Annotated in this window: 14 protein-coding genes; 7 read left to right on the forward strand and 7 right to left on the reverse strand. The window is 68.4% G+C overall.

Features of this window, described 5'->3' with window-relative positions:
• Positions 1-619 precede the first annotated feature (619 nt).
• The gene (locus tag WDC87_RS20440) at positions 620-2,719 is read left to right on the forward strand and encodes a glycosyl hydrolase family 18 protein (protein ID WP_164082324.1); all 2,100 of its coding nucleotides are present in this window, start codon (positions 620-622) and stop codon (positions 2,717-2,719) included.
• Between the two features lie 55 nt (positions 2,720-2,774).
• On the opposite strand, the gene WDC87_RS20445 is transcribed toward WDC87_RS20440, so the two are convergent.
• Together WDC87_RS20445 and xerD are read right to left on the reverse strand one after the other, a co-directional pair.
• Positions 2,775-3,557 carry a thioredoxin fold domain-containing protein gene (locus WDC87_RS20445; RefSeq protein ID WP_049465127.1) on the reverse strand — a complete coding sequence of 261 codons (783 nt, stop codon included), beginning with the start codon at positions 3,555-3,557 and terminating at the stop codon, positions 2,775-2,777.
• A gap of 100 nt (positions 3,558-3,657) precedes the next feature.
• A complete protein-coding gene (xerD, locus tag WDC87_RS20450) occupies positions 3,658-4,635 on the reverse strand; it encodes a site-specific tyrosine recombinase XerD (protein ID WP_053462119.1) in 978 nt (325 codons plus the stop codon).
• 56 nt (positions 4,636-4,691) lie between these two features.
• Between xerD and WDC87_RS20455 the strand changes: the two genes are divergently transcribed.
• A complete protein-coding gene (locus tag WDC87_RS20455) occupies positions 4,692-5,183 on the forward strand; it encodes an RDD family protein (RefSeq protein ID WP_164082325.1) in 492 nt (163 codons plus the stop codon).
• Positions 5,184-5,237: 54 nt separating this feature from the next.
• Here WDC87_RS20455 and lptG read toward each other — a convergent pair whose 3' ends face one another.
• Both lptG and lptF read right to left on the reverse strand, forming a co-directional pair.
• The gene (gene lptG, locus WDC87_RS20460) at positions 5,238-6,344 is read right to left on the reverse strand and encodes an LPS export ABC transporter permease LptG (protein ID WP_053462117.1); all 1,107 of its coding nucleotides are present in this window, start codon (positions 6,342-6,344) and stop codon (positions 5,238-5,240) included.
• A complete protein-coding gene (lptF, locus tag WDC87_RS20465; RefSeq protein ID WP_053462116.1) occupies positions 6,341-7,423 on the reverse strand; it encodes an LPS export ABC transporter permease LptF in 1,083 nt (360 codons plus the stop codon). The genes lptG and lptF overlap by 4 nt, the downstream gene beginning before the upstream one ends.
• A gap of 104 nt (positions 7,424-7,527) precedes the next feature.
• Between lptF and WDC87_RS20470 the strand changes: the two genes are divergently transcribed.
• The 4 genes from WDC87_RS20470 (at position 7,528) to WDC87_RS20485 (ending at position 13,365) form a co-directional block, all read left to right on the forward strand.
• Entirely contained in the window at positions 7,528-9,006 is a 1,479-nt protein-coding gene (locus WDC87_RS20470) for a leucyl aminopeptidase (RefSeq protein ID WP_164082326.1), read from the forward strand.
• Between the two features lie 82 nt (positions 9,007-9,088).
• Positions 9,089-9,514 carry a DNA polymerase III subunit chi gene (locus WDC87_RS20475; RefSeq protein WP_049418512.1) on the forward strand — a complete coding sequence of 142 codons (426 nt, stop codon included), beginning with the start codon at positions 9,089-9,091 and terminating at the stop codon, positions 9,512-9,514.
• Positions 9,515-9,586: 72 nt separating this feature from the next.
• Entirely contained in the window at positions 9,587-12,415 is a 2,829-nt protein-coding gene (locus WDC87_RS20480) for a valine--tRNA ligase (RefSeq protein WP_164082327.1), read from the forward strand.
• Positions 12,416-12,543: 128 nt separating this feature from the next.
• Positions 12,544-13,365: an EamA family transporter gene (locus WDC87_RS20485; RefSeq protein WP_164082328.1), complete on the forward strand. Its 822-nt coding sequence runs from the start codon at positions 12,544-12,546 to the stop codon at positions 13,363-13,365.
• A gap of 45 nt (positions 13,366-13,410) precedes the next feature.
• On the opposite strand, the gene rimI is transcribed toward WDC87_RS20485, so the two are convergent.
• Genes rimI through pssA form a run of 3 tightly spaced genes read right to left on the reverse strand, consistent with a single transcriptional unit; the run spans position 13,411 to position 15,181 of the window.
• Positions 13,411-13,908, reverse strand: coding sequence for a ribosomal protein S18-alanine N-acetyltransferase (gene rimI / locus WDC87_RS20490; RefSeq protein WP_053462112.1), 498 nt, complete (start codon positions 13,906-13,908; stop codon positions 13,411-13,413).
• Complete coding sequence (locus tag WDC87_RS20495) at positions 13,905-14,408, reverse strand: hypothetical protein (RefSeq protein ID WP_049465107.1); 504 nt, start codon at positions 14,406-14,408, stop codon at positions 13,905-13,907. Before WDC87_RS20495 ends, rimI begins: the two co-directional genes overlap by 4 nt.
• Positions 14,405-15,181 carry a CDP-diacylglycerol--serine O-phosphatidyltransferase gene (gene pssA, locus WDC87_RS20500; protein WP_049465105.1) on the reverse strand — a complete coding sequence of 259 codons (777 nt, stop codon included), beginning with the start codon at positions 15,179-15,181 and terminating at the stop codon, positions 14,405-14,407. The genes WDC87_RS20495 and pssA overlap by 4 nt, the downstream gene beginning before the upstream one ends.
• A gap of 80 nt (positions 15,182-15,261) precedes the next feature.
• On the opposite strand from pssA, the gene WDC87_RS20505 reads away from it, so the two are divergent.
• Entirely contained in the window at positions 15,262-15,636 is a 375-nt protein-coding gene (locus tag WDC87_RS20505; protein WP_049465130.1) for a DUF4124 domain-containing protein, read from the forward strand.
• The last annotated feature ends 490 nt before the right edge of the window (positions 15,637-16,126 follow it).

A 16,126-nucleotide genomic window follows, 5' to 3' on the forward strand; every position in this document is an offset into this window, starting at 1 on the left:
ACGGCCTGGTGCTTGAACTCATCGGTGTAGCTACGACGGGTGATACGGGACATAAGGGACCTCCAAGTGCGATCAAAGTATCGCTTCTTGGCGTCCGCTGACGGGGGGCCAGATCAGACACCCCCGCCACCGGACCCACCCCGCCTTCGACAGATTTCGGCGATCTGCGGTACATCCACGCCATGCGTGGATGCTCCCCGGTAGTGCCGGCCGCTGGCCGGCAACCAGGAAATGTCAGAAATCAGGCATTGAAGAGCACAGCGACCGGCTTTTGCCTTTGTTTTTTTCTTCTGTCTTTCGTGGCTGGCCGCGCAGGAACCCGCCCGGCCAATCCCCAGAAATCCGCTGTTCGCGGCAAGCCCCAGCCACGAGGGGGCTCCGCCGATGGCCGCCGACTGCGCGCCAGCGCCGCTTTCCGCCCAAATCGCCGAACCATGCGCTTGCTCACGGATTGACCACGCAATTGATGACAACGTTGTCCCCACCTGGTGCCGGACTCTCTCCCCGGCCTCCCAGGTGCCTCCGTCCGGCCCCTCCGTCGCCTTCCCGGGCGACGCCCGGACCTGCGTCACGCGCGGCGCCATCGGGGCCCGCGCGCCCTTTGATCGGAGACTCACCCATGTACGACCCGATTGTGCGCAGTGCCGAACGTTCGACCCGAAGCTGTCGTCCCCGCCACCTGGCCTGGCTGCTTGCCCTGGCTGCCGGTACCGCCGCCCTGCCCGGCCTGGCGCAGGCCGCCAGCTGTGCCGGGGTGGCGCAGTGGGACCAGGCCAAGATCTACCGGGCCGGCGACACCCTGCAGAAAGGAGGCGTCCTCTATCGGGCGAACCAGGACATCTGGAACGCGCCGCCGGACCATCCGGCCGGTGCGCCCTACTACACCAACCTCGGCGCCTGCGATGGCGGCGGCGTCAACCAGCCGCCGGTGGTCAGCCTGACCTCGCCGGCCAACGGTGCCACCTTCAGTGCCGGCAGCACGGTCAACGTGACCGCCACCGCCAGTGATCCGGACGGCAGCGTCGCCAAGGTCGAGTTCTTCCGCGATGGCAGCACGCTCGGCGTGGCCACCAGTGCGCCGTATGCGGCCAGCTGGGCCAATGCCAGCGCCGGCAGCCACACCCTGCGCGCGGTCGCCACCGACAACAACAACGCCACCGCCAGCACCGCGACGATCACCATCACCGTCAACGCCGCCGGTAGCGACACCACCGCACCGAGCGTGCCGGGCGGGCTGGCGGTCGGCACCCGTACCGCCAACAGCATCGCCCTCAGCTGGAGCCCGTCCACCGACAACACCGGCGGCAGTGGCCTGGCCGGCTATGACGTGTACCGCAACGGCAGCCTGGTCGGTTCACCGTCCAGTGCCAGCTATGTGGATGGCGGGCTGACTGCATCGACCACCTACCGCTACCGCGTACGGGCCCGCGACAACGCCGGCAATGCCTCGGCACAAGGCACCGAGATCAGCGCCACCACGCTGGCCGGCGACGGCGGCACCACCGGCAAGCGGGTCATCGGCTACTTCACCCAGTGGGGCATCTATGGCCGCAACTACCGGGTCAAGAACATCGACAGCAGCGGCTCGGCCGCGCGCCTGACCCACATCAACTACGCGTTCGGCAACGTGCGCAACAACCGCTGCGAAGTGGGCATCACCCAGCCGTCGGATCCGAACAGTGGTGCCGGTGGCGATGCCTTCGCCGACTACACCAAGGCCTTCAGTGCCGCCGAGAGCGTCAGCGGCAGTGCCGATACCTGGGACCAGCCGCTGCGTGGCAACTGGAACCAGCTCAAGCAGCTCAAGGCCAAGTATCCGAACCTGAAGGTACTGATCTCGCTGGGTGGCTGGACCTGGTCGCGCGGCTTCTCCAGCGCGGCGCGTCCGGAAAACCGCCAGGCGTTCGTCGCCTCGTGCATCGACGCCTACATCAAGGGCAACCTGCCGGTGACCGACGGTGCCGGTGGTGCCGGTGCCGCACTGGGCGTGTTCGACGGCATCGACATCGACTGGGAATACCCGGTGGCCTGCGGCATCGAATGCGGCAAGCCGGAAGACAACGCCAACTTCACCGCGCTGATGGCAGAGTTCCGCCGCCAGCTTGATGCAGTGCGTCCGGGCCTGTTGCTGACGGTGGCGGTGGGTGCGGGCATCGACAAGATCCGCGTCACCGATCCGGCCGCGTACCACCCGTACCTGGACTACATCAACGTGATGACCTACGACTTCCACGGCGCGTGGGATGCGAAGACCAATCACCAGTCGGCGCTGTTCGATTCGCCCAATGATCCGTCCACCGGCGACCAGAAGCTGTACAACAGCAACGACGCCATCGAGGCCTTCATCAGCCGTGGCGTGCCCGCCGCCAAGCTCAACCTGGGCATCGGCTACTACGGGCGTGGCTGGACCGGTGTGGCCAATGCCAACAACGGCCTGTACCAGACCGCGAGCGGTGCCGCCCCGGGTACCTACGAGGCCGGCATCGAGGACTGGAAGGTGCTGAAGAACCTGGCGTGGCCGGGCTACACCGACAACACCGCCGGCGCCACCTGGATCTACAACGGCAGCACGTTGTGGAGCTTCGACACCCCGGCCAACATCACCCGCAAGATGGGTTACGTGAAGACCCAGGGCCTGGGCGGTGCATTCGTCTGGGAGTTCAGCGGTGACGATGCGCAGGGCACGCTGACCAAGGCGGTCAGTGATGGCCTGAAGTAAGAAAAAAGCCGGGGATGCGATACACGCATCCCCGGCCTCCTGCCTGCAGCGCCGATCAGCGCTTGGCCGACAGCTTTTCCAGCGCCGCACGCAGCTGTGCCGGCGGCAGGTAACCGCCCAGCTGGGTGCCATCCGGCGCGAAGATCGCCGGCGTGCCATTCACGCCCAGCTGCTGGCCCAGCGCGTACTGCATCGCCACCGGGTTGGTGCAGTTCTTGGCCGGCACGCTGCCACCGCGCTTGGCGTTGGTCAGGGCCTGGCGACGATCCGCTGCGCACCAGACCGAAATCATGTCGGTGTAGTCCTTGCTGCCCAGCCCCATGCGCGGGAACGCCAGGTACTCGACGGTGATGCCGTTGCGGTTGAGCTCGGCGATGTCCTGGTGCAGCTTGCGGCAGTATCCGCACTCGATGTCGGTGAACACGCTGATGGTGTATTTCGCGTTCGGCGCGGCGAACACGATGCGATCACCGTGGTTGGCCTTGGCCAGCAGGCCGCGACGGTAGCCGAGCAGGCCTTCGCTGTTGGCCGGGCCCTTGGCACGGGTGTCGTAGGGCTGCGACTGGAACAGGTAGCGGCCGTCATCGGACACGTACAGCAGCTGGCCGGACACCACCACCTCGCGGAAGCCCGGGAACGGCGCGGCACCGATGTAATCGACCTGGAAGCCCGGGTTGAGCGCGGTCAACGCGGCACGGACCGCCTGGTCGGCCGGTGCGTTCGCGGCCGGGCTGGCCTTGGCCGCAGCGGTGGGCGCCTTGGCGGCCGGCGGGGCCGGCTGGGCGCAGGCGGTCAGGCTGAGCGCACCGAACACGGCGGCGATGGCAAATCGGAGCATGAAACGATCCGCGGCAGAAGAAGGTCCCGGATTCTGACACAGCCGCCGGCAGCGGGCCGCGCTGCCATGGACGGGCCCGGGCAGCGATTCAGGCCCGCACTCAGCCGCGTGGATGGTGGCGGGCATGCAGTTTCTGCAGGTGTTCGCGCGCCACCAGGGTGTAGATCTGGGTGGTGGATAGCGAGCTGTGCCCGAGCAGCATCTGCAGCGCGCGCAGGTCGGCACCCCGGTTGAGCAGATGGGTGGCGAAGCTGTGCCGCAGCCCATGCGGACTGATCCGTGCCGGGTCGATGCCAGCCACCTGCGCGTGGCGCTTGACCAGGTGCCAGAATGCCTGCCGGGTCAGCGCCTGCAGGGTCGGCTCGATGAACAACGGGGTCTGCCCGTCGGGCAGGGCCTGCACCTTGCCCTTGCCGACCAGCTGCGGGCGCGACTGCTGCAGGTAACGCTCCAGCCAGTGCTGCGACTCCTCGCCCAACGGCACCAGCCGTTCCTTGCTGCCCTTGCCGGTGACCCGCAGCACGCCCTGGCGCAGGTTGACCGCGGTGGCCGGCAGCAGCACCAGCTCGCTGACGCGCAGGCCGGCGGCGTACATCAGCTCCAGCATGGCGCGGTCGCGCAGCCCCAGCGGGCTGTCGATGTCAGGCGCCGCCAGCAGCGCATCGATCTGGCTTTCGGCCAACGCCTTGGGCAGCAAGCGTGGCAGCTTGGGCGGATCCAGCAGCGCGCTGGGATCCTCGCTGCGTTCGCCACGGCGCACGCCATCGGCGAAGAAGGCCCGCAGCGCCGACAACAACCGCGCATTGCTGCGCGGCGACCAGCCATGGCGGGTGCGCCAGGCCAGGTAATCGAACAACCCCGCGCGCTCGATGCCGGCCAGGCCACCGTCACGTCCATCCATCCAGCGCGCCAGGCCTTCCAGATCGCGGCGGTAGCTGTCGAGGGTGGCGCGGGCCAGGCCGTTCTCGGCCCAGATCGCATCGAGGAAGCGCTGGATGCGTGCGCTGTCGTCGGCACGCAGTTCGGGCAGTTGCTGGACCAGCTGGCGGCGTTCGGCGGGGGTGGAAACAAGGGCCATGCGTGCAGGATACGAGGGCCACTGCGGGCACGGCCAGCTTTGCGTATGCTCGGCGCATGTCCCGCCCCGCCACCGACACGGCCCCTGCAGCCGCCAGCGAACTGCCCCGCCCGCGCGCACTGCTGCCGTGGCGCCTTCTGGCAATGGTCTACGACGCGTTGCCGGTGCTGGCGCTGTGGATGCTGGCCGGCACGTTGTTCACCCTGGCCTACACCTTCAGCGGCCACGCGCAGCGCGAGAACATCGCGCCGTTCAGTGCCTGGCAGTGGCTGCTGTGGGCGACCTGCTGGGTCATCACCGGCGGGTACGCCACTGCCAGCTGGCGTCGCGGCGGGCAGACGCTGGGCATGCGGCCGTGGCGGCTGAAAGTGCAATCGCGCGATGGCACGCCGTTGCGGCGCGGCCAGCTATGGCGGCGCTTTGCTATTGGCACGCTGTCACTGCTGCTGGGCGGGCTGGGATTCTGGTGGGCGTGGGTCGACCGCGAACGGCTGACCTGGCACGACCGCGCCAGCGGCACCCGCCTGGTGCGCATGCCCAAGCGGTGATGCGTCACCCTTCAATCCGATCCAGCGCAGCGCTCGGCGCTACACCAACGAGGGTCAGCCCGACTTGCGCCGGAACAACAGTCCGGACACGGCCAGCATGACGATCGGCGGCAGCGCATAGGCAATGCGGTAATCGAACTTCAGCGCGCCGGCCATGCGACCGAAGAACAGCTGCAGCAGCCAGAAGCCCAGCGCGAACAGAATGCCCAGGAACAGGCGCTTGCCCATGCCGCCACTGCGCAGCGACCCGAACGCGAACGGTACCGCCGCCAGGCACAGCGCCAGCACGTTCACCGGGTAGAACCAGCGGCTCCAGTACACATCCTCGAAATCGCGCGCATCCAGCCCGTTGCGCTGGCGGTAGGCAATGCTGGTACTCAGCTCGGCCACGCTGAGGTTGCGCGGCTTGGCGATGCCGGTGGCCAGCGCCGCCGGATCCAGCTTCGAGTTCCACGGCTCACGCGCCACTTCCTGGCGGGTGGCCGAGCGCTCGCCGAAGGTATCGCGGCGCACACCAGTCAGCACCCAGCCGTCCTTGTCATGCTCGGCCGTGGCCGCATGGGTCAGCGAGGCGATGTTGCCGTCTTCGGCGATCCGGTACAGGCGCACGTCGCGCAGGATCAGCCGCGTGCCCTTGTCACCCACCAGCTGCTCCTCGCCGCTCTGGGCGTTGAGGAAGGTGTCGCCTTCTCGCGCCCACAGCCCGGAATACCGGGTTGTCGAGATATCCAGCCCCCACTTGGCGCTGGTCTTCAGCGCATCGGCACGGCCCTGGCCCCACGGCCCCAGCGTCTCGGCGCTGAGCACCATCACCGCGGTCAACAGCGACAGCGCGATCGCCACCGACACGCTCAGGCGCTTGCGCGACAGGCCCAGCGCACGCAGGGCGGTCAGCTCCGAGGTCGCCGCCAGCTGGCCCAGGCCCATCAGTGCACCGATCACCGCGGCGGTCGGGAACATCGTGTAGGCGCGGCGCGGCACCGTGTACAGCACCCAGGCAGCGGCATGGCCCAGCGTATAGCCGTTCTTGCCGATGTCCTTGAACTCGCCGGAGAAGGCCATCACCACGTCCAGGCCGACCAGCACCGCCCAGGTCAGCAGCACCGTGGTGAACACCGAGCGACCCAGGTACAGGTCGAAACGCATCGGGCGCAGCCTCATGCGCGGGCTCCCTTCGGGCGGCCCAGGCGGCCATCACGTACATACATCCAGATCGCCAGCGCCAGCAGCGGCACCGTCAACCACCACAGGCCAAGCGCGGCCGGAATCTTGCCGTTGGCGATCCAGCCACTGCCGATGAACATCAGGTTGGTACCCACCATGTAGGCCATCAGGGCCAGCATCATGCGGCCATAACGCTGCTGGCGCGGCGAACTGCGGCCCAGCGGCACGGTCAGCAGGGCGAAGGCCAGCGCGATCAGCGGCGGTGCCAGGCGGCGGTGCAGCTGCGCCTGCGCCTGCGGGCGCGCATCGCCGATCAGCTGCAGGGTCGGCATCAGTTCCGGGTCGTCCTCGGTGCGGGTCTGCGCGCCGTCGGGCAGGGCCACGTCGTTGCGGGCAAAGGTCGCCAGCCGATAATCGAGTGCGCCGGCCACCGGCCCTTCCACCTGGTGGCCGTCATCCAGCTCCAGGAAACGCTGGCGGGTGCCCTCGAAGTACATGCGGCCGCTGTTGGCCGACACCACTTCCAGGCGGTCGTCCTTCTGCCGCTGCAGGAACACCTTGCCCAGCTGGGTGCCATCGGGCGAGATCGAGGACAGGTAGACCACGCCGCCGTTGGGCAGCGGCGTGAAACGGCCCGGCTCCAGGCCGGCCATCAGCACGCTGCGGTTGGCCTCGATGATCATCTGCTCGGCCACCCGGCCGGCCCACGGGCCCAGCCACAGCGAGCAGGCGCCGACCAGCAGCACCACCGGCACCACCAGCATCAGCAGCGGCCGCAGCAGCCGCTTGGGGCCTACCCCGATCGCGGTGATGACCGCCATCTCCGAGTCGCGGTACAGGCGGGCAATGGCCAGCAGCAGGCCCAGCATCAGCGCCAGCGGCAGGATCAGCGGCAGGTAGGCGATGAACTGCAGGCCCAGCTGCGAGAACAGCAGCTTGGCCGGCAGGCGCCCGTCGGCGATGTTGCCGAGGATGTCCACCATCACGCCGCCCACGCTGACCACCAGCAGGACGATCAGGGTAGCCAGGAAACTCTGGACGAAATCGCCCAGCAGGTATCGGTCGAGCTTGAGCATGGGGCGGTGGTTTAAACTCTGGGGTTCGTTCGCGGTGCCGCCCAGTCTACTGTCTGGGCGTAAACGGCCTGCGATTGTACGGACTCGCCAATGGAATCTGCTCAATGGCCCTCGAATTCACCCTGAACCACGTTGCTCCGGCCGCCGCCACCGTTGATTGCCTGGTGGTCGGCGCGTATGCCGACCATACCCTGACCCCGGCCGCGCAGGCCCTGGACGCCGCCAGCGGTGGCCGCCTGGCCGCCCTGGCCCAGCGTGGCGACCTGTCCGGCAAGACCGGCACGACCACCCTGCTGCACGACCTGCCGGGCGTGACTGCGCCGCGCGTGCTGGTGGTCGGCCTGGGCGACGCCGCCCGCTTCGGCGTGCCGCAGTACCTGAAGGCCGTGGGCGACGCGGTGCGCGCGCTGAAGGCCGGTGCCGCCCGCAGCGCGCTGTTCACCCTGTCCGAAGTGGCCGTGAAGGACCGCGATGCGGCCTGGGCGATCCGCCAGGCGGTGATCGCCGCCGATCACGCCGCGTATCGCTACACCGCCACCCTGGGCAAGAAGAAGGCCGACGATGCCGGCCTGGCCCAGCTCGCCATTGCCGGTGACGACGCCCAGGCCCTGGCCCAAGGCCAGGCGATCGCTGCCGGTGTCGAGTTCGCCCGCGAACTGGGCAACCTGCCGCCGAACTACTGCACCCCGGCCTACCTGGCCGAGGTCGGCGTGAAGTTCGCCGGCGAGCACGACGGTGCCGAAGCCGAGATCCTCGACGAGCACCAGATGGAAGCGCTGGGCATGGGCTCGCTGCTGGCGGTGGCCCGCGGTTCGGCCAACCGCCCGCGCCTGGTCGTGCTGAAGTGGAACAACGGCGGCGACGCCAAGCCCTACGTGCTGGTCGGCAAGGGCATCACCTTCGATACCGGTGGCGTCAACCTGAAGACCCAGGGCGGCATCGAAGAGATGAAGTACGACATGTGCGGTGGCGCCAACGTCATCGGCACCTTCGTCGCGGCGGTCAAGGCCAAGCTGCCGCTGAACCTGGTGGTGGTGGTACCGGCGGTGGAAAACGCCATCGACGGCAACGCCTACCGTCCGTCCGACGTGATCACCTCGATGTCGGGCAAGACCATCGAAGTCGGCAACACCGACGCCGAAGGCCGCCTGATCCTGTGCGACGCACTGACCTATGCGCAGCGCTTCGAACCGGCCGCGCTGGTCGACGTCGCCACCCTGACCGGTGCCTGCATGGTCGCCCTGGGCCACCAGACCGCCGGCCTGATGAGCAAGCACGACGACCTGGCCAGCGAGCTGCTGGCCGCCGGCGAGCAGGTGTTCGACCGCGCCTGGCGCCTGCCGCTGTGGGACGAGTACCAGCCGATGCTGGATTCGACCTTCGCCGACGTCTACAACATCGGCGGCCGCTGGGCCGGCGCGATCACCGCCGGCTGCTTCCTGTCGCGCTTCACCGAAGGCCAGCGCTGGGCCCACCTGGACATCGCCGGCGTGGCCAGCGATGAAGGCAAGCGCGGCATGGCCACCGGCCGCCCGGTCGGCCTGCTGAGCCAGTGGCTGCTGGACCAGGTCGCCCGCGCCTGATGCCGTACCCGACCCTGGCCGGCAGACGCCGGCCGGGGCCTCGCCCGGCACTGCCGGGCCCCTGCCTGACCCGGACCCTGCCATGCCCCGCGCCGACTTCTACCTGATCGCCAAGCCCCGTTTCCTGACCGAGCCCCTGCGCCTGGTCTGCGAGCTGGCGCGCAAGGCCAACGACGCCGGGCTGTTCACCCTGGTGCTGGCCCGCGACCAGGCCCAGGCCGAAGAGCTGGACGAGCTGCTGTGGGCCTTCGACAACGATGCCTACATCCCGCACCAGATCGCCGGGGAAGACATGGACGAGGAAGAAGCCCTGGTGCTGATCGCCGTGCCCGGCACCGAGGCACCGGCGCGTCCGCTGGTGATCAACCTGCGCGACGCGCCCTGGCTGGGCCAGTGCGAGCGCGTGCTGGAAGTGGTTCCGGCCGATCCGGAAGCGCGCGAACCGCTGCGCGAGCGCTGGCGCCAGTACAAGGCGGCCGGTTACGACCTGAACAAGCACGACATGTAAGCGCGCCCCGGCCCCCTTGATGGGCCGCCGCCGCGCCCTGATCCTTCAACGATTACCTCCTGGTTCCCCCGCATGCCCCAACTCGCCTCCAGCTACGACCCGACGTCCTTCGAGACCGACCTCTACGAGGCCTGGGAGAAGGCCGGCCACTTCAAGCCGTCCGGCACGGGCGAGCCGTACACCATCCTGCTGCCGCCGCCGAACGTGACCGGCACGCTGCACATGGGCCACGCGTTCCAGCAGACCCTGATGGATGCGCTGGTGCGCTACCACCGCATGCGCGGCTACGACACGCTGTGGCAGGTCGGTACCGACCACGCCGGCATCGCCACCGAAATGGTGGTCAGCCGCAACCTGGCGCTGGAAGGCAAGGGCGAGACCCGCGACTCGCTGGGCCGCGAAGGCTTCATCGGCAAGGTCTGGGAGTGGAAGCAGCAGTCCGGCGACACCATCGAGCGCCAGATGCGCCGCCTCGGCACCTCCGCCGACTGGTCGCGCAGCACTTTCACCATGGACCCGCAGCCGTCGGCGGCAGTCAATGAAGCGTTCGTGCGCTGGTACGAGCAGGGCCTGATCTACCGCGGCCAGCGCCTGGTCAACTGGGACCCGGTGCTGAAGACCGCCATTTCCGACCTGGAGGTGGAGAGCGCCGAGGAAGACGGCTTCCTGTGGTCGATCGCCTACACGCTCGATGAAGGCCTGAGCTACGAGCACGTCGAGCGCGATGCCGACGGCGTGGAAACCCTGCGCGAAACCCGCGACTACCTGGTGGTCGCCACCACCCGCCCGGAAACCCTGCTGGGCGATACCGCGGTGATGGTGCACCCGGAAGATGCGCGCTACGCGCACCTGATCGGCAAGAGCGTGGTGCTGCCGCTGACCGGCCGCCGCGTGCCGGTGATCGCCGACGAGTACGTGGACCGCGCGTTCGGCACCGGCGTGGTCAAGGTCACCCCGGCCCATGATTTCAATGACTATGAAGTCGGCGTGCGCCACAGCCTGCCGATGATCAACCTGTTCACCCCGGTGGCGGCGCTGAACGAGAACGCGCCCGAGCGCTTCCAGGGCCTGGACCGTTATGACGCGCGCAAGGCCGTGCTGGCCGAACTGGAAGACCTCGGCATCCTGGTCGAAACCAAGGCGCACAAGCTGCAGGTGCCGCGCGGCGACCGTACCGGCCAGGTGATCGAGCCGTACCTGACCGACCAGTGGTTCGTGAAGATGGACGAGCTGGCCAGGCGTGGCCTGGAACTGGTCGAGGACGGAAGCATTGCCTTCGTGCCGCCGAACTGGATCAACACCTACCGCCACTGGATGAACAACATCCAGGACTGGTGCATCAGCCGCCAGCTGTGGTGGGGCCATCGCATTCCGGCGTGGTTCGACGCCGCTACCGGCACCTGCTACGTCGGCCGCAGCGAAGAGGATGTGCGGGCAAAGCACAACCTGGGCAGCGAGGTGGTGCTGAACCAGGAAAGCGACGTGCTGGAGACCTGGTTCTCCTCGCAGCTGTGGCCGTTCTCCACCCTGGGCTGGCCCAACGAACAGGCCATGGCCGAGCGCGGCTTCGACCGCTACCTGCCGTCGTCGGTGCTGATCACCGGCTTCGACATCATCTTCTTCTGGGTGGCGCGCATGATCATGGCCACCGACAACCTGGTCGGGAAGATCCCGTTCAAGGACGTCTACTTCACCGGCCTGATCCGCGACGGCCAGGGCCAGAAGATGTCCAAGAGCAAGGGCAACGTGCTCGACCCGCTGGACATCATCGACGGCATCAGCATCGACGACCTGGTCGCCAAGCGCACCGGCGGCCTGATGCAGCCGAAGATGGTGGAGAAGATCGAGAAGGCCACCCGCAGGGAATTCCCGGACGGCATTGCAGCCCACGGTGCCGATGCGCTGCGCTTCACCATCGCCGCGCTGGCCACCCACGGCCGCGACATCAAGTTCGACATGAACCGCGCCGAGGGCTACAAGAACTTCTGCAACAAGCTGTGGAACGCCAGCCGCTTCGCGCTGATGAACACCGAAGGTGCTGCGTTCACCGGCGTTCCCAAGCCGCGTACCGATGCCGAGCGCTGGATCCTGGCGCGCCTGGCCGCCACCACCGCCGAAGCGCAGGGCCATTTCGCCGCCTATCGTTTCGACCTGCTGGCGCAGTGCCTGTACGAATTCGCCTGGAACGCGTTCTGCGACTGGTTCCTGGAACTGAGCAAGCCGGCGCTGAACGGCGCCGACGCCGCCGATGCCGAGAGCACCCGCCACACCCTGCTGTACGTGCTGGAAGCGCTGCTGCGCCTGCTGCACCCGCTGACGCCGTTCATCACCGAACAGCTGTGGCAGCAGCTGGCGCCGCGCCTGGGCCTGGCCGAAACCACGCTGTCGTTGCGCCCGTACCCCACCGCCGCCGAGTTCGAGGGCGATTTCGCCCAGGCCGAGGCCGACGTGGAATGGCTGAAGGCGGTGATCAGTGCGGTCCGTCGCGTGCGCAGCGAACTGAACGTCGCGCCGTCCAGGCTGGTGCCACTGCGCCTGCAGGCCGGCCTGGCGCAGGACCGGGTGCGCATCGAGCGCTTCAGCGCCTCGCTGTCGTTCCTGCTGAAGCTGGACAGCATCCAGTGGCTGGCCGAAGGCGAAAGCGCGCCGCCGGCCGCGGCCGCGATCGTGGGCGAGCTGAAGCTGCTGGTACCGCTGGAAGGCCTGGTCGATCTTGATGCTGAGCGTGCGCGCCTGGACAAGGAAATCAAGCGCGTGGAAGGCGAACAGGAAAAGAGCGAGACCAAGCTGGCCAGGTTCACCGACAAGGTGCCGCCGGCGGTGGTCGAGCAGGAACGCGTGCGCCTGGTCGACTGGAACACCCAGCTGGCCGGCCTGCGCGAGCAGCGCGCGAAGCTGTAACCGCCGCAGGGAAGGAAACGCCGGGCACTGCCCGGCGTTTCCTTCTGTAGAGTCGGGCGGTGCTCGACGCATGACAGCAGTCGAGCATGGCTCGACTCTGCATTTCTCTCGCATGGCATCATCACCGGATGCCGATTTCCATCTTCCTGCTGGTCCTCGCTGCCGCGGCGCTGCATGCCAGCTGGAACGCGATCGTCAAACGCGGGCCGGACAAGTTCCTCGGCACGGTGCTGGTCACCGGAAGCGCAGCGCTGCTGTCCGCCGCTGCGCTGCCCCTGCTGCCGTTCCCCGCCGCGCACAGCTGGCCGTGGCTGGGCGCATCGGTGCTGTTGCAGGTGACCTATTACGGACTGGTCGCACGCTGTTACCAGCAGGTCGACATGAGCCTGGCCTATCCGCTGATGCGTGGCTGCGCGCCGATCCTGGTCGCACTGGCGGGCACGCTGCTGGGTGAGACGCTGCCGGCGGCAGCCTGGCTGGGGGTGGTGCTGGTAAGCACCGGCATCCTGTGCATGGCGCTGGGTGCACGGGGCGGCCAGCTGCGACTGCCGCTGCTGACCGCAGCGATGATCGCCACCTACACGCTGGTCGACGCACACGGCGCACGCCAGTCCGGCAATGCGCTCAGCTACACGTTGTGGTTGTTCCTGCTGTCCGGCATCCCGCTGCCGCTGTGGGGGGTGTACACGCGCGGCAGCGCGGTGCTGCACTATGCACGGCAGCATTGGCCGCTGGGGCTGGCCGGCGGCGTCGGCACCACCGCCTCCTATGCGATGGCGCTGTGGGCCATGACCCAGGTGCCGGTGGCGATGGTCTCGGCGCTGCGCGAATCCTCGATCCTGTTCGCGCTGCTGATCTCGGTGTTCCTGCTGCGCGAACGGATACCCCGCACGCGCTGGCTGGCAGCGGTGCTCATCGTCGGCGGTGTGCTGGCGTTGCGCCTGGCGTGAGCGACGCATCGGTGGTGCCGGCCGCTGGCCGGCAACCCCTCCCCTTTACAGCGGCGGCATCGCCTGCAGGTCGCCGTCGACCAGCTCGATGGCCATCACCACCGCATCCTCGCGGCCCTGTGCAGCCGGGTAGTAGCGCGGGCGGCGGCCGATCTCGTTGAAGCCTTCGCTGTGGTACAGCGCCAGTGCCGGCGTATTGGATGGGCGCACTTCCAGGAACACGCGCTGTGCGCCGCGATCGGCGGCCAGCCGCACCAGCGCGCGCAGCAGCTGGCGGCCCAGCCCGCGCGACTGCGCCAGCGGATCGATGCAGATGTTCAGCACGTGCGCTTCATCGGCGGCGATGCTGAGCACGCCATAGCCGACCAGCAGGCCATCGCGCTCCATCGCCAGGCCGGGATAGCCGGCGCGCAGGCAGTCGATGAAGATGCCGCGGGTCCAGGGGAAGGGATAGCCCCGCAGCTCGATCGCCATCACGGCATTGAGGTCGCTCTCGCGCAGCGCGCGCAGGCTGACCGGACCGGGCCGGGTCACCGCGCTCATGGCGTTCCCCGCTTGCGCAGGGCTCGCAGCTGCGGCCACAGCGCACGCTTGGCCGCCGGATCGCGGCGCAGCTGGTCCAGCGGCCAGCTGTCCATCAGCGCCTGCGTGGCCGGGTCATTCGGGTTGCAGCCGGACGCGCGCAGCAGCGCGATCTGCAGACGGTCCGGCAGGCGCACCACCGGTTCCCGCGCGGTGCCGCTGGGCAACGGTCGCTCAGCGGCCGGCACGGTGTCCGGCGCCCTGACCGGCGTTTCGCGGCGCGGCGGTGCCGGGCGTTGCTGGCCGGTGGCGGGCGCCGGCCTGGCCGGCAGTGCGCGCGCCGTCTCCAGCGGCGGCACCGGGTGTGGCGGGGCAACGCTGGCCTCGGCTTCGGCCACGCTCAACTGCAGCGCGGCGTCCAGCTCGGCCGCAAGCTGGCCGTCGTGATAGACGGTGTAGCCCATGGCCTGCAGCCAGGCCTGCTGGGCCGGGGACCACAGCACGGGCAGGTCCTGGCTCACGCCGCCTCGGTTTTCTTGCGCAGGCGCTGCACGGCCCACATCACCGGGCCGGACAAGGCGTACAGGATGCCGACCGCGAACAGCACGCGCGGCAGGTCGATGACGGCAATGGCGATGGCCACCGGCACCAGTGCCAGCACCAGGAACGGCACGCGGTCCGAACGGGTGCCCTTGGCACCGCCGCCCTTGAAGCTCCAGAAGCGGATGCGGCTGACCATCAGCAGCGCAGCGATGATCGTCACCGCCAGCGCCACATAGCGCAGCTGGTTGCCGTCCCAGCCCAGGTTGCCATCGGCAAAGGCCCAGACGAAGGACATCATCAGGCCCGCTGCGGCCGGGCTGGCCAGGCCGACGAACCAGCGTTTGTCGACCACCGCCACCTGGGTATTGAAGCGGGCCAGGCGCAGTGCCGCGCAGGCCGCATACAGGAAGGCCACGGCCCAGCCGACGCGGCCGAGCAGCGGATCGTCGAACTTCAGCCACGACAGCGACCAGTGGTACATCACCAGCGCCGGGGCCATGCCGAAGCTGACCAGGTCGGCCAGCGAGTCGTACTGCACGCCGAATTCGCTGCTGGTGCCGGTCAGACGCGCCACGCGCCCGTCCAGGCCATCCATCACCGCCGCCACGAACACGGCGATGCTGGCGTTGACGAAATCCCCATTGGCCGCGGCGATGATCGCGTAGAAGCCGGCGAACAGGCCGGCGGTGGTGAACAGGTTGGGCAGCAGGTAAATCGTGCGCGAGCGCGGCGGCGGTGTGATCGGGTCCATGGAATCCAGTTTAATCGACTTGCCAGCGGTCGGCGCCAATGCTGCAATCGATGTTCTGCGCCCATTCCGTGGAGTCTGCCATGCGTGCCCTGTCCTGCCTTGGATGCCTGCTGCTGTTGGCCAGTGCCAACGCCGTGGCCGGTCCCGTCTACAAATGGAAGGACGCCCGGGGCGTGACCCAGTACTCGGAGACCCCGCCGGCGGGGCGGAAGTACGAGACCCGCGAGCAGGCGCGCACCCCGCAGGCCGCAGCCAGCAGCGAGGCCCCGGCCGCGCCGGTCCCCGAGCAGTGCAGCACGGCCCGGGCCAACCTGGCCCTGCTGGACGGCGGTGGCCAGGTGATGCAGGACACCGATGGCGATGGCAAGGCCGATACCCCGTTGACCCCGGAGCAGCACACCGCGCAGAGGGGATTGGCGGAGGCGGCCATCAAGGCCTACTGCCCGGCACAGTGAGGGTATCGGCAGGGCGTGCAGCCCTGCACCCGCAGAGGCAACAGCAAGGGCAACAGCCGGCTCTGGGCTTTCTGTGGGTTGGGCGGGGCGGTGTGGGCTGGCAGGACACGCCGTAAACCCATCCATGGGGGCTTGGCCGCGGCATCCATGCCGCGGACACCCCGCAATCCGACACCGCCCCGCCTTCGACAGTTTCCCGGTGACGGTGGTAGATCCACGCCATGCGTGGATGAAATCTGTCGGATCTCGAATTGAATCCGGGGTGGGGGGGGGGTTTTTTTGGGTAAAAGCCTCCCCCCCCGGCCGCCATAGCCAACCGTGCCCCCAAAAAAATCAACCGGGGGGGGGGCGGGTGGGGGGGTGTATTTTTAAAAAAAAAAACATCCCCCCCAAAAAAATTTGTTATTTATCGGTGTGGGCGGCTTAATAAAAAAACTGGGGGGGGGGGGGGGGGGGGGGGGGGGGGGGGGGGGGGGGGGGGGGGGGGGGG

It is taken from the genome of Stenotrophomonas maltophilia group sp. Smal12 (assembly GCF_037079935.1).
GTDB classification, from domain to species: Bacteria; Pseudomonadota; Gammaproteobacteria; order Xanthomonadales; family Xanthomonadaceae; genus Stenotrophomonas; species Stenotrophomonas sepilia.

What these genes read in the sequence shown, in the direction of transcription:
- WDC87_RS20440 (WP_164082324.1), top strand. Translation starts at nt 620, where the DNA reads ATGTACGACCCGATTGTGCGCAGTGCCGAACGTTCGACCCGAAGCTGT.
- WDC87_RS20445 (WP_049465127.1), bottom strand. Translation starts at nt 3,557, where the DNA reads ATGCTCCGATTTGCCATCGCCGCCGTGTTCGGTGCGCTCAGCCTGACC.
- xerD (WP_053462119.1), bottom strand. Translation starts at nt 4,635, where the DNA reads ATGGCCCTTGTTTCCACCCCCGCCGAACGCCGCCAGCTGGTCCAGCAA.
- WDC87_RS20455 (WP_164082325.1), top strand. Translation starts at nt 4,692, where the DNA reads ATGTCCCGCCCCGCCACCGACACGGCCCCTGCAGCCGCCAGCGAACTG.
- lptG (WP_053462117.1), bottom strand. Translation starts at nt 6,344, where the DNA reads ATGAGGCTGCGCCCGATGCGTTTCGACCTGTACCTGGGTCGCTCGGTG.
- lptF (WP_053462116.1), bottom strand. Translation starts at nt 7,423, where the DNA reads ATGCTCAAGCTCGACCGATACCTGCTGGGCGATTTCGTCCAGAGTTTC.
- WDC87_RS20470 (WP_164082326.1), top strand. Translation starts at nt 7,528, where the DNA reads ATGGCCCTCGAATTCACCCTGAACCACGTTGCTCCGGCCGCCGCCACC.
- WDC87_RS20475 (WP_049418512.1), top strand. Translation starts at nt 9,089, where the DNA reads ATGCCCCGCGCCGACTTCTACCTGATCGCCAAGCCCCGTTTCCTGACC.
- WDC87_RS20480 (WP_164082327.1), top strand. Translation starts at nt 9,587, where the DNA reads ATGCCCCAACTCGCCTCCAGCTACGACCCGACGTCCTTCGAGACCGAC.
- WDC87_RS20485 (WP_164082328.1), top strand. Translation starts at nt 12,544, where the DNA reads ATGCCGATTTCCATCTTCCTGCTGGTCCTCGCTGCCGCGGCGCTGCAT.
- rimI (WP_053462112.1), bottom strand. Translation starts at nt 13,908, where the DNA reads ATGAGCGCGGTGACCCGGCCCGGTCCGGTCAGCCTGCGCGCGCTGCGC.
- pssA (WP_049465105.1), bottom strand. Translation starts at nt 15,181, where the DNA reads ATGGACCCGATCACACCGCCGCCGCGCTCGCGCACGATTTACCTGCTG.
- WDC87_RS20505 (WP_049465130.1), top strand. Translation starts at nt 15,262, where the DNA reads ATGCGTGCCCTGTCCTGCCTTGGATGCCTGCTGCTGTTGGCCAGTGCC.